This window comes from Streptomyces sp. NPDC002276 (assembly GCF_053891435.1).
On sequence record NZ_JBSFCQ010000014.1, the window covers coordinates 119,727 to 131,512 of the forward strand.

At 68.5% G+C, this 11,786-nt stretch carries 12 protein-coding genes; 8 read left to right on the forward strand and 4 right to left on the reverse strand.

Annotated features, from left to right (window positions below; translation table 11 throughout):
- Positions 1-2: 2 nt before the first annotated feature.
- The 3 genes from ACWIHT_RS31515 to ACWIHT_RS31525 all read left to right on the forward strand — a co-directional run bounded on the left by ACWIHT_RS31515 (position 3) and on the right by ACWIHT_RS31525 (position 2,307).
- Positions 3-584 carry a hypothetical protein gene (locus ACWIHT_RS31515; protein ID WP_456171680.1) on the forward strand — a complete coding sequence of 194 codons (582 nt, stop codon included), beginning with the start codon at positions 3-5 and terminating at the stop codon, positions 582-584.
- Positions 585-695: 111 nt separating this feature from the next.
- Positions 696-1,895: a cyclic dehypoxanthinyl futalosine synthase gene (gene mqnC / locus ACWIHT_RS31520; RefSeq protein ID WP_403976836.1), complete on the forward strand. Its 1,200-nt coding sequence runs from the start codon at positions 696-698 to the stop codon at positions 1,893-1,895.
- 7 nt (positions 1,896-1,902) lie between these two features.
- Positions 1,903-2,307 (forward strand): imidazolonepropionase-like domain-containing protein, encoded by a 405-nt coding sequence (locus tag ACWIHT_RS31525; RefSeq protein ID WP_456171681.1) that lies wholly within the window; start codon positions 1,903-1,905, stop codon positions 2,305-2,307.
- 85 nt (positions 2,308-2,392) lie between these two features.
- On the opposite strand, the gene ACWIHT_RS31530 is transcribed toward ACWIHT_RS31525, so the two are convergent.
- Entirely contained in the window at positions 2,393-3,439 is a 1,047-nt protein-coding gene (locus ACWIHT_RS31530) for a chitinase (protein ID WP_456171682.1), read from the reverse strand.
- A gap of 401 nt (positions 3,440-3,840) precedes the next feature.
- Here ACWIHT_RS31530 and ACWIHT_RS31535 point away from each other — a divergent pair, with 401 nt between their 5' ends.
- The 4 genes from ACWIHT_RS31535 to ACWIHT_RS31550 all read left to right on the forward strand — a co-directional run bounded on the left by ACWIHT_RS31535 (position 3,841) and on the right by ACWIHT_RS31550 (position 8,692).
- Positions 3,841-4,149, forward strand: a complete 309-nt coding sequence (locus tag ACWIHT_RS31535; RefSeq protein WP_405973524.1) for a hypothetical protein — start codon at positions 3,841-3,843, stop codon at positions 4,147-4,149.
- Between the two features lie 19 nt (positions 4,150-4,168).
- Positions 4,169-6,580, forward strand: a complete 2,412-nt coding sequence (locus ACWIHT_RS31540; protein ID WP_456171683.1) for a bifunctional polysaccharide deacetylase/glycosyltransferase family 2 protein — start codon at positions 4,169-4,171, stop codon at positions 6,578-6,580.
- Positions 6,580-7,926 carry an acyltransferase family protein gene (locus tag ACWIHT_RS31545; protein ID WP_456171684.1) on the forward strand — a complete coding sequence of 449 codons (1,347 nt, stop codon included), beginning with the start codon at positions 6,580-6,582 and terminating at the stop codon, positions 7,924-7,926. The genes ACWIHT_RS31540 and ACWIHT_RS31545 overlap by 1 nt, the downstream gene beginning before the upstream one ends.
- Before the next feature lie 61 nt (positions 7,927-7,987).
- On the forward strand, positions 7,988-8,692 hold the full coding sequence (locus ACWIHT_RS31550) for a demethylmenaquinone methyltransferase (RefSeq protein ID WP_456171686.1): 705 nt from the start codon (positions 7,988-7,990) through the stop codon (positions 8,690-8,692).
- Positions 8,693-8,708: 16 nt separating this feature from the next.
- On the opposite strand, the gene ACWIHT_RS31555 is transcribed toward ACWIHT_RS31550, so the two are convergent.
- Together ACWIHT_RS31555 and ACWIHT_RS31560 are read right to left on the reverse strand one after the other, a co-directional pair.
- Positions 8,709-9,023 (reverse strand): PASTA domain-containing protein, encoded by a 315-nt coding sequence (locus tag ACWIHT_RS31555; protein WP_456171687.1) that lies wholly within the window; start codon positions 9,021-9,023, stop codon positions 8,709-8,711.
- 120 nt (positions 9,024-9,143) lie between these two features.
- Positions 9,144-9,650 carry a GNAT family N-acetyltransferase gene (locus ACWIHT_RS31560; protein WP_456171688.1) on the reverse strand — a complete coding sequence of 169 codons (507 nt, stop codon included), beginning with the start codon at positions 9,648-9,650 and terminating at the stop codon, positions 9,144-9,146.
- Between the two features lie 97 nt (positions 9,651-9,747).
- Here ACWIHT_RS31560 and ACWIHT_RS31565 point away from each other — a divergent pair, with 97 nt between their 5' ends.
- Entirely contained in the window at positions 9,748-11,031 is a 1,284-nt protein-coding gene (locus ACWIHT_RS31565) for a geranylgeranyl reductase family protein (RefSeq protein ID WP_456171689.1), read from the forward strand.
- 12 nt (positions 11,032-11,043) lie between these two features.
- Here ACWIHT_RS31565 and def read toward each other — a convergent pair whose 3' ends face one another.
- On the reverse strand, positions 11,044-11,670 hold the full coding sequence (gene def, locus ACWIHT_RS31570; RefSeq protein WP_456171690.1) for a peptide deformylase: 627 nt from the start codon (positions 11,668-11,670) through the stop codon (positions 11,044-11,046).
- Positions 11,671-11,786 lie beyond the last annotated feature (116 nt).

The window sequence follows — 11,786 nt, forward strand, 5'->3', positions numbered from 1 at the left end:
CCATGGACTACGACCATCTGCTCATCGCCCTCGCGGGAGTGTGGGGCGCCGGTGCGGGCGCGGTGGTCGCGCGGGCCGGGCGGCGCGGTGCCGGTACCGCGCTCCTCGTGGTCCTGGTGTGCGTCGCCCTCGCCGTCGCCACCGGGATCAGACCCGAGCTGGCGGTCTGGCTGCTGCTCGCGCCGCTCGCGCTGCTGCCCGCCGTCACCGCCCTGGCGCTCCCCGCCGCGGGGGTCGCCCTCGCCCTCCTCGGCGTCGCCGCCGTCCTGCCCGAGCACGCCGGTCACTGGACGACCGCACTGCGCGGGGCGCTCGCGCTCGGCGCCGGGTACTTCGCGCTGTCCCGCCTCGACCCCGGCGGCGGTGGCCTGGGCGCCGGGGAGGTGAGACTCGCGGTCGGCGCGGGCGTCGTCCTCGGGTGGTACGGGTGGCCGACGCTGATGCTGGGCGCGTTCGCGGGGTTCGTGCTGCGGGGGTTGTACGGGGGTGTCGTCGGCCGGAGGCGGCGGGCCGGTGTCCGTTTCGGCCCGTTTCTGCTCGCGGGCGCGTTCCTCGGGTTGCTGGTCGGGGCGTACACGGCCTGAGGTCGGGCTGCGTGCCGCCTGAGGTCGGGCTGCGATATGCGCTGGCGTAGGCTGGCAAGGTCCGCAAGCAACCCTTGCCCGCCCGCAACCCTTGACGAAAGGGACCTCCCGGTGACCGAGAAGGCCGAGCTCCAGTCCGTCCTCGACCGTGCCGCCGAGGGTGGGCGCATCACCCCCGAAGAGGCGCTCGACCTCTACCGCGACGCCCCGCTGCACGCGCTCGGCGCCGCCGCCGACGCCGTACGCAAGCGGCGGTACGCGGGTACGGAGCACATCGCGACGTACATCATCGAGCGCAACATCAACTACACGAACGTGTGCGTCACGGCGTGCAAGTTCTGCGCCTTCTACGCGGCCCCCAAGGACACCGCCAAGGGCTGGACGCGTGACCTCGACGACATCCTGCGCCGCTGCGCGGAGACCGTCGAACTCGGCGGCACGCAGATCATGTTCCAGGGCGGACACCACCCGGACTTCGGCGTCGAGTACTACGAGACGCACTTCGCCGCGATCAAGGCCGCGTACCCCCAGCTGGTCATCCACTCCCTCGGCGCGTCCGAGGTCGAGCACATGGCCCGGATCTCGAAGGTCTCCGTCGAGGAGGCCATCTCGCGCATCCACGCGGCCGGTCTCGACTCCTTCGCGGGCGCCGGAGCGGAGCTGCTCCCCGCCCGCCCCCGCAAGGCGATCGCGCCGCTCAAGGAGTCCGGCGAGCGCTGGCTGGAGATCATGGAGGCGGCGCACAACCTGGGCGTCGAGTCCACGTCGACCATGCTCATGGGCACCGGCGAGACCAACGCCGAGCGCATCGAGCACCTGCGGATGATCCGTGACGTCCAGGACCGGACGGGCGGCTTCCGGGCCTTCATCCCGTACACCTACCAGCCCGAGAACAACCACCTGAAGGGTCGCACGCAGGCCACGCTCTTCGAGTACCTGCGGATGATCGCCATCGCCCGGCTCTTCATGGACAACATCGCCCACATCCAGGGCAGTTGGCTCACCACCGGCAAGGAGGTCGGCCAACTCTCCCTGCACTACGGCGCGGACGACCTCGGCTCGATCATGCTGGAGGAGAACGTCGTCTCCAGCGCCGGCGCGAAGCACCGCTCCAACCGCCTGGAGATCATCGACCTGATCCGCAAGGCGGGCCGCGTCCCCGCCCAACGGACCACCACCTACGAGCACATCGTCGTCCACGACGACCCGGCGAACGACCCCGTCGACGAGCGGGTCATGTCCCACATCTCGTCCACGGCGATCGAAGGCGGCACGGCCCACCCCGAGTTGAAGCTCCTGTCCGCCAACTAGGGCTGCCGTGCTGACGATTCACACGGCGGACGAGGGCGGGGCCGTCGCCGTCGAGGGCGCCCGGATCGCGGGCACGGGGACGCTGTCGGAACTCCAGCAGCGCTTTCCCGGCGCACGGGTGCGGAGTTGGCCGGGCGTCCTGGGCCCGGCCCGCATCCACGAGGGCCCCCTCCCGGACGCCCCGAGCCCACGGGAGCGGATCCACGCGGTCCTCAAATCGGGCGCGACGGCTGTCTTGGAGCAGTACGTCGACTCACCCGAACTCCGTTCGGCGGCACACCGGAACGACGTCCAGATCCTCGCCCACCCAACCGCTACCGACGAGGGCCGAGCCGACCTGGCCGTATTCGACGAGACCGGCGAGTGCATCGCAACGGTGTGTGCAGGGCGGCTCCTTCACAGACGCCGCTAGGTGTGGGTCTTTTAAGTCTTTAGGGGCGCGGGGCTGTGACATTTGCGGCTCCGCCGCGTGGGAGCGCCCAGCCACAACGCACCGGTCACCCGGCAAACGCTTCCCCGAACGCCCCCGAAGTCTGTGTCACCCCACTGCAATCAGTAGCAGCGTCGTCATCCGAACTCCCGCTCTCACACTGCTGATCCCGAAACGTCGACCACATCGACACCCACGCGATCTCCTTCTCCTCGGCGAACTTCCGCACCTGAGCCGCGTCCGACAATGAAAACGTCTCGCCCGACACATCGTTGACGCCGGCCATCGAGGTCAGCGCCATCCCCTGCCATGCCCCCGCGTCGGACAACCCGAACACCTTCTTCAACTGGGTGTGCGTGGCCGTGGCGGACGTGATCGCGTAGTCGCCCATGTCCCCGGTGTAGGACTCGCCGTAGTTCATGGTCATGATGTTGACCGTGGAGACCTGGACCGCGTTGTCGTTCGCGGACTCCAGCAGCGCCAGGCTGTCGGAGTCGAGACCGGACGGCATCACGGGCAGCGTGAAGGACACCTTGAGGTCGGTGCGTTCCTTCTGGAGTACGGCTATCGCCTTCGAACGCAGGGCGACCGACGCCGAGTCGGTGAGCGTGTCGCCCTCGATGTCGAAGTCGGCCTGGGTCGACCCCGCCGCGTCCAGTGCCTCGCCGTAGGCCTTCGCGAGCGCGGTGACACTCGTGCAGGTCTCGGCCAGTTCCTTCCCGGACGCCCCGCCGAAGGAGACGCGTACGGTCGCGCCGGACGTCTTGAGCGCCGCGATCCTGGATTTCACGGCCGCGTTGTCGATCGCGGTCGTACCGTTCCACTTCGGCGTGCAGCTGCTGCCGGAGGCGATCGCGAAGGCGAGGTTGTACGTCGTCGGCGACCCCGAACCGTCCATGTCGGAAGCGGTGGTGACGCTGACGTACGGGGCGTAGGACGTGCTCGACGACGAAGCCGAGGGCGACGGAGAGGCGCTTTCGGAGGGGGTGGTCTCGGCCTTCTCCGTCGCTTTGGGTGCCGCATCCGACGAGTCACCGGAGCTGGAGGAGCAGCCGGTGACCGTCAGGGCAAACAAGCAGGTGAGCCCGGCCGCCGGTTTCAGGAAACTCCTCATTGAGCATGCACCCTTTCCGCGTGGGGACGGTGATTTCTGTCTCAGGATGGAAACAGAGTCGGTTTCCGCAGCCTAAATGAAGCACATGGGGCTGTGTCTTACGAAGACAGAGAAAACATAGGAAACCCACGGGTATCGTTGCTCGAATCGGTCAATTCGGGCGACGAAGCGGAAGATTGAGGACACTACTGACACCGGCCGCTCATAAGGCATTTCCTGGGTTCTCTAAGGAAAGGCACAGGTTGCGGAGTTTTTCTTGGCGGGCTCACAAGAGAACCAGAGTTTTGGTCACATAAAGGCGGCCTAATGTCTGGGGAATGCAATCCGAGTCCGCCATCGATAACCGCGCCTCTGCGCGAGGTAGCCGCCGCAAACGCGGCAACGGGTCCGCAGAAGGTCCCGTGTTCGTTGACAACTCCGGCCGCCGGTCCAAGGTGCTGCGCCGGATCGGCCTCCTCATGGGCACCGTCTGCCTCGGGTACGCGTTCGTACTCGGCATGGCGTTCATGGGCTGGGGCATCTCGATCAACCCCTCCTCGCTGCTGCCCTTCGGCGGCGGTCAGGCCGGTTCGGCCCCCGGGGGCGGCTACGGCCCCAACGGTGGCAGAGGCGGCGTAGCGCCCTCCGGTGTTCCGACCGGCGCTCCGACCGACATCCCCTCGGGCGCCCCCACGGGTGCGGCCCCGTCCTCCTCAGCCACCGCACACTGACCGGAGCGCCACCGCAGCCATGACTACGACGACTCCCTCGCGTGGGCGCCGACGCGCCCCCACTCGGATGGAGCGCGCGGCCGGCAAGGCCGCCGCGCTCCAACGGCCCCGAGTGATCCTCGCCCTGCTGCTTCTCCTCGGCCTCACCTGCGTGATGCTGCTCGACGGCTACCTGCGCGCGGAAGTCGGCGGCGACCAGCGCGTCCGGGACGGCGCGAGCGCCAGCAAGGTCCCCGACAAGGTGCTCAACGGCGGCCCCATCCTGACCTTCCGGAACGGCAAGCCGGTCACGCAGACCATCCCGAAGAAGACGATCGTCCTCACCTTCGACGACGGCCCGAACCCCACCTACACGCCCACGGTCCTGAAGATCCTCAAGAAGTACGACGTGCCGGGCACGTTCTTCCTGGTGGGCTCGATGGTCTCGCGCTATCCGAGCATCGTGAAGCAGATGGTCGCGCAGGGCAACGAGGTGGGCATCCACACGTTCACCCACGTCGACCTCTCCTACCAGAGCGACGCCCGCATCAAGCGGGAGATGGAACAGACGCAGCTCGCGCTCGCGGGCGCGGCAGGCATCACGACGACGCTGTTCCGCGCGCCGTACTCCTCGGAGACGGACGCCATCGACAACTACAGTTACCCCGTCTACAAGAAGCTCGGCGCGTCCGGCTACACCAGCGTCTTCGTCGACACCGACAGCGACGACTGGAAGCAGCCCGGCGTCGCGAAGATCATCAAGTGGGCGACGCCGTCCGGGACTTCGGGTTCCTCGGTGCTCTTCCACGACGCCGGTGGCGTGCGCTCGCAGACCATGAAGGCGCTGCCCACGTACATCGAGAAGATGAAGGCGAAGGGCTACTCGTTCACCACGGTGAGCGGCGCCATCGCCAAGAACGCCTCCGCCGAGCGGGCGGCGAACGGCACGGGCACGGGTGCGGGCACCGGTGCCGCCGCCGGTACGGGCACCGGCACGGTCGAGGCGGGCGCGCAGCCCTCCGCGGCACCCACCGGAGCGCCCGGTGGCACGACCCCCAGCGGCACGACCCCCGGCGGCCAGGCGGTCGGCTCGGCCGTCGGCGGCACGGGCGGCACCCAGAACGGCACCCGCAGGACCTCGGTCCTCCAGGGCGCCCACCGCGAGGCCACCGGCATGACCCTCTACGAGGGCAAGGCGCTCATCTACGCCGTCACGGTCGCCGAGTGGGTGGTGCCGGGACTCGCGGCGGGCCTCACGGTGGTCGGTATCGCCGTGATGAGCCGCTTCGGGATGATGCTGATCCTCGCCCGGCGCCACTACAGACAGCGCAACAAACGCCGGTTCAGCTGGGGACCGACCGTCACCCGCCCGGTGACCGTCATCGTCCCGGCGTACAACGAGAAGGAGTGCATCGCCAACACCCTTGAGTCGCTGGCGAAGAGCACCCACCCGATCGAGGTCATCGTCGTCGACGACGGCTCCTCGGACGGCACCTCCGAGATCGCCCGCGAGGCGGCCCGCTCCTTCGGCATGACGAACGTCCGGGTCATCCGCCAGGAGAACGCCGGCAAGCCCGCCGCCCTCAACAACGGAGTGCGCAGCGCGAGTTACGACATCGTCGTGATGATGGACGGCGACACCGTCTTCGAACCCGACACCGTACGACAGCTCGTCCAGCCCTTCGCCGACCCCGAGGTCGGCGCGGTCGCGGGCAACGCCAAGGTCGGCAACCGCAACACGGTCATCGGCGCCTGGCAGCACATCGAGTACGTGATGGGCTTCAACCTCGACCGCCGCATGTACGACCTGCTGCGCTGCATGCCCACCATCCCGGGCGCGATCGGCGCGTTCCGCCGCGAGGCGGTGCTCCAGGTCGGCGGCATGAGCGAGGACACCCTCGCCGAGGACACCGACATCACCATCGCCATGCACCGCGAGGGCTGGCGGGTCGTCTACCAGGAGCACGCCAGGGCCTGGACCGAGGCCCCGGCCTCCCTCAAGCAGCTCTGGTCGCAGCGCTACCGCTGGTCCTACGGCACCATGCAGGCGCTGTGGAAGCACCGCAAGTCCCTTACGGACAAGGGTCCTTCGGGCCGCTTCGGCCGGGTCGGCATGCCCCTGGTGGTGATCTTCCAGATCATCACGCCGGTCTTCGCCCCGCTGATCGACGTCTTCACCGTCTACTCGATGATCTTCGTCGACTTCTGGGCGTCCCTCGCGATGTGGTTCGCGGTCCTCGGCATCCAACTCCTGTGCGCGGCCTACGCGTTCAGGCTGGACAAGGAGAAGTACCGCTATCTGCTGATGATGCCGCTGCAACAACTGGCCTACCGCCAGATGATGTACCTCGTCCTCATCCACTCCTCCATCACCGCCCTGACCGGCGGCCGACTGCGCTGGCAGAAACTCAAGCGCACCGGCGAGGTCGGCACACCGGCGGGGGCGAGCTGATGACCTGGGAGCAGCAGCAGGGATACGGGGGTGGGTACGGCCCACCCCAACAGCCCCAGCAACCTCAGTACCCCCAACAGCCGTACGGCTACGACGCGTATGGCCAGCCCCAGCCGTACGGCCAGCCGCAGCAGCCGTACCCCTATCAGCCGCAGCAGCAACAGGCTCCGCAGTACGTGGACTACGGGCAGCAGCCGGTGTACGCCACGGCGCCTCTTCCCGTCGTAGAACCGGAGTTGGAGCCGGAGCCCGAGCCGGAGCCGGTGGCCGAGGAAGCTGTCGAGGAGCCCACGCCCGCGCCCCAACCGGTGGGCCGGGACCGGTACTTCGACACTCTGCGGGCCGTCGCGCTGATCCGCGTCGTGACCTACCACACCTTCGGGTGGGCCTGGTGCGGGATGGTGTTCCCCTCGATGGGGATCATGTTCGGGCTGGCCGGGACGCTGATGGCGAAGTCGCTGGAGCGGCCCGCGTTCAAGGTGGTCAAGAGCCGGATGCGGAGGCTGCTGCCGCCGTTCTGGTTCTGGGGCTTCTTCGTGGTCGTGGCGATGATGATCCACGACTGGATGCCGGGCTGGCAGATCATCTTCTGGGTGGTGCCGGTCGGGGATCCGCCGGGCAACGCCTGGGGGCTCCAGGCCTGGGAGATCCTCTGGTACCTGCGGACGTATCTGTGGTTCGTGCTGCTGTCGCCGGCGCTGCTGTGGATCTTCCGCAAGGCGCCGATCCCGGTGCTGCTGCTGACGCTGGTGCCGATCGTGGTCCTGAAGTTCGTGTGGTCGGGGCCGGACAACCGCTTCGGCAACGCCCTGTGGGACCTGTCGACGTACCTCTTCTGCTGGATCCTCGGCTTCGCCCACCGCGACGGGGTGCTCCAGAGGCTGAAGCCGTTCCTGGTGGTGACCCTGTCGGTCGCCGCGATCGTGTTCGGCGGCTGGTACGCCTTCACGCACCAGGCCGAGGCGGGCGGCACCTACGACCTGGACGAGAGCCCGCTCGCCCAGACCTACTGGTCCGCCGGTTACGTCATGCTGCTGATGTGGGCCAAGGCCTACTTCAACATCGACTTCGCCTGGCTGACCCGCTTCAAGCGCCTCGACCGGGTCGTCACGATCTTCAACTCCCGGGCCGTGACGATCTATCTCTGGCACGAGATCGCGCTCGTGCTCGCGGTGCCGCTGACCGACCAGTTCTGGAAGGTGCCCGCCTTCGAGAAGTGGCTGCCGCTGGGGAGCCAGTGGTTCATGTTCGGCATCGGCTGGATTCTCATCGCGCTCTTCATCGTGCTGTGCGGCTGGGTGGAGGACGTGGCGGCGAAGAAGAAACCGAGGCTGTTGCCGTCGTAAGTCTCTCGGCTTCGGGCCGGGCGCCTTCGGGGTGTCCGGCCCGTACTGCCACAATGGGCCCGTGACCCGCGCATCCCTGGACAAGCAGCCGCACGAAGTCGCCTCGATGTTCGACGACGTGGCGGAACGGTACGACCTCACCAACGACGTGCTGTCGCTCGGCCAGGACCGCCGATGGCGCAAGGAGGTCACCAAGGCGGTCGACGCCCGCCCCGCGCAGAAGGTCCTGGACCTGGCCGCCGGTACGGCCACCTCCTCGCTGCCGTTCGCGCGGAGTGGTGCCTATGTCGTTCCGTGCGACTTCTCCCTCGGCATGCTCCAGGTCGGCAAGAAGCGCCACCCCTGGCTGCCGCTCACGGCCGGCGACGCGACCAAGCTGCCGTTCAAGGACGACACGTTCGACGCCGTGACGATCTCCTTCGGGCTGCGCAACGTGCAGGACACCGACACCGCGCTGCGCGAGCTGTACCGGGTGACCAAGCCCGGCGGCCGGGTGGTGATCTGCGAGTTCTCGCACCCGACCTGGGCGCCCTTCCGCACGGTCTACACCGAGTACCTGATGCGCGCGCTGCCCCCGGTCGCCCGCGCGGTCTCCTCGAACCCCGACGCCTACGTCTATCTCGCCGAGTCCATCCGCGCCTGGCCCGACCAGCCCGCGCTGGCCGAACGCCTGCGCAAGGCCGGCTGGTCGAAGGTCGCGTATCGCAACCTGAGCGGCGGAATCGTGGCCCTGCACCGGGGCTTCAAGGGCTCCGGGGAACTCTGAGCGCTCGGCGGCTCCGCTAGCTGAACACCGTCGCGAAGAACGTGTCGCCCGGCGGCTCGTCCAGCTCGCGCTGCATCCCGCCGCTCGGCGGCCTCGGGATCCGCGGCTCGCGCATACCGCCCCCGCCGTCCCCCTCACCGAAGTCGAACCACACGTAGACCATGGAGTCCCGCGGCACCTCCGCATCGGGCTGCGGGTACTGCCGTACGACGTAGTCGACGACGGCGAGATGGAAGTCGGGCCGGTCCGGCGCGTTGATGAACAGGCCGCGGGCCTGGGCTGTCTCGCGCGCGTCCACGGCCATCAGGCCGACGAGCCGCGGTACGCGCACTTCAGGTGTTTTGGGCGTTAAGCGCACAGATGTCACCCCCAGCGGTACCGGAAGGGTAACCCCGGTCCGGTCCCGACCGGAAGCGTCAAGTGTCGTTCTGTAGCTGTTGGTTACTCCCAGTTACAGTACGAGCCGGTAGCAGTGCCCCTCCTCCTTGCGGGTGGGCGTGGTGAAGACCTCGGCGAGGTGCATGCCCAGCCGCTTGGTCACCGCGATGGACCGGGTGTTGCGGGCCAGCACCATCGCCACCACGCTCGGCACCCCGGCCGCCCGCACCCGCTCCAGGGTCGCCTCCGCCGCCGCGGTGGCATACCCGCGGCCCCAGAACTCCCTTCCCAGTCGCCAGCCGATCTCGATCTCGCCCTGGGGCCCCCAGTCCTGCGGCCACGGCTGGGCACCGGTGAAGCCGATGACGCGGTCCTCGTCGTCGAGCATCGTCCACAGGCAGAAACCGCGTTCCGCGTCGTGCCTGCGCTGGCGGGCGGTCAGCTCCTCGTAGACGGACAGTTCCGCGGGCCTGCCGCCGTGGAACTCCATGACGTCCGGGTGGTCGAAGACCCGGTGCCAGGCCACGGCGTCCTCGTCGGTCGGGACGCGCAGCCGTACTGCGGGGAGAGCTCGGTTCACGGGGCAGCCCTTCAGCCTGGTGATCAGCGACGCTGAATAGACTGCCCATGTCCAGTGCCGGTCGGCACGCAGATTCCGAACTTGGGGAGATCCCGCCGTGACCGAGCCCCTCTCCGAAAACACCGCCGACGTGATCGTCGTCGGCGCGGGGCCAGCCGGCTCCGCCACCGCCTACCACCTCGCCAAGTCCGGACTCGACGTCCTCCTCCTGGAGAAGACCGAGTTCCCGCGCGAGAAGGTCTGCGGCGACGGCCTCACCCCGCGCGCCACCAAGCAGCTCGTGGCCATGGGCATCGACATCTCCGAGGAGGCCGGCTGGCTGCGCAACAAGGGCCTGCGCATCATCGGCGGAGGGGTGCGCCTCCAGCTGGACTGGCCGGAACTCGCCTCCTTCCCGGACTACGGCCTCGTCCGCAAGCGCGACGACTTCGACGAACAGCTCGCCCGCAACGCCCAGAAGGCGGGCGCCCGCCTCTACGAGCGCTGCAACGTCGGCGCCCCGATCATCGACGAGCGCACCGGCCACATCACCGGCGTCAACGCCAAGCTCGGCGAGGAGAAACGCGAAGTCACCTTCCACGCGCCCCTGGTGGTCGCCGCCGACGGCAACTCCACCCGCCTCTCCCTCGCGATGGGCCTGCACCGCCGCGAGGACCGCCCGATGGGCGTGGCGGTGCGGACCTATTTCGAAAGCCCCCGCCACAAGGACGACTACCTGGAGTCCTGGCTGGAACTGTGGGACCGCCGCGGCGCCGAGGACCGTCTCCTGCCGGGCTACGGCTGGATCTTCGGCATGGGCGACGGCACCTCCAACGTCGGCCTCGGGGTCCTCAACACCTCAGACTCCTTCAAGGAGTTGGACTGGCGCGAGGTGCTGAAGGCGTGGTGCGCGTCCATGCCCGAGGACTGGGGCTACACCCCCGAAAACATGACCGGCCCGATCCGCGGCGCCGCCCTTCCCATGGCCTTCAACCGTCAACCCCACTACACGAAGGGGTTGTTGCTGGTCGGCGACGCCGGCGGCCTGGTGAACCCCTTCAACGGCGAGGGCATCGCCTACGCCATGGAGTCCGGCCAGATCGCCGCCGACGTCATCGTCCAGGCCCACGCCCGCCCCACCACCGCGAGCCGTGAACTGGCCCTGCGCCGCTACCCGCAGGTCCTCAAGGACACCTACGGCGGCTACTACACGCTGGGCCGCGCCTTCGTGAAGCTCATCGGCAACCCGAAGGTCATGAAGATCGCGGCCCAGCGCGGCCTGACGCACCCCCTGCTGATGAAGTTCACCCTGAAGATGCTGGCCAACCTCACCGACCCCACGGGCGGCGACGCGATGGACCGCATCATCAACGGGCTGAGCAAGGTGGCGCCGAAGGCGTGAGCGCAGGCGTGATCAGTCGCTGAGCGCGGCCGTCTTGGCGGCCCGGCGGGCGAACACCTCGTCCCGCCGGTCCGCCACCTGCCGCAGCGCCTCCTTGCGGTCCCGCTTGGAGAGCCGGTCCAGATAGACCTGGCCGTTGACGTGGTCGGTCTCATGGGCGAGGCAGCGCGCGAAGTAGCCTGTGCCCTCGATCACAAGCGCGGTGCCGTCCTTGTCGAGCCCGCGCACCACGGCCCGGTCCGGACGCGGTACGTCCATCACCGCGCCCGGCACCGAGAGGCACCCCTCGCCCTCGTCGAGCAGCCGGCGTCCGGCCGGGGTGAGCGGGTCGAGCACCGGGTTGACGATGTGTCCGACATGTCGGACACCGTCATCGTCAAAGCAGTCGTACACGAACAGGCGCAGATCCACGCCCACTTGGTTGGCCGCGAGGCCGGCCCCGTCGGCGACGTACATGGTGAGGAACATGTCGTCGATGAGCGCGGCGAGATCGGGCCCGAACTCGGTGACGTCCCGGCTCGGCCGGTGCAGGACCTCTTCGCCGACCTCGGTGACGCGGCGCACGGAGCCGCGCCCGGCCTCGGGTGCGGGGTGGGGGTAGGAGTCGACGGGACGTCCCTGGACGAAGACACGTGGCATGACTTGCTCTCCTCGGGTTTGGCGTCCGGCTGTCGGGTTAGCCGAACTGAAGAACCTTGAGAGAAGAGCTTTCCAGGGAGACCGTGAACTCCGGTAGTGGGTACGCCCGGAGAGAG

Excerpts from the sequence above, each read along its gene's own strand:
- ACWIHT_RS31515 (WP_456171680.1), top strand. The coding sequence starts at position 3 with ATGGACTACGACCATCTGCTCATCGCCCTCGCGGGAGTGTGGGGCGCC.
- ACWIHT_RS31530 (WP_456171682.1), bottom strand. The coding sequence starts at position 3,439 with ATGAGGAGTTTCCTGAAACCGGCGGCCGGGCTCACCTGCTTGTTTGCC.
- ACWIHT_RS31540 (WP_456171683.1), top strand. The coding sequence starts at position 4,169 with ATGACTACGACGACTCCCTCGCGTGGGCGCCGACGCGCCCCCACTCGG.
- ACWIHT_RS31545 (WP_456171684.1), top strand. The coding sequence starts at position 6,580 with ATGACCTGGGAGCAGCAGCAGGGATACGGGGGTGGGTACGGCCCACCC.
- def (WP_456171690.1), bottom strand. The coding sequence starts at position 11,670 with ATGCCACGTGTCTTCGTCCAGGGACGTCCCGTCGACTCCTACCCCCAC.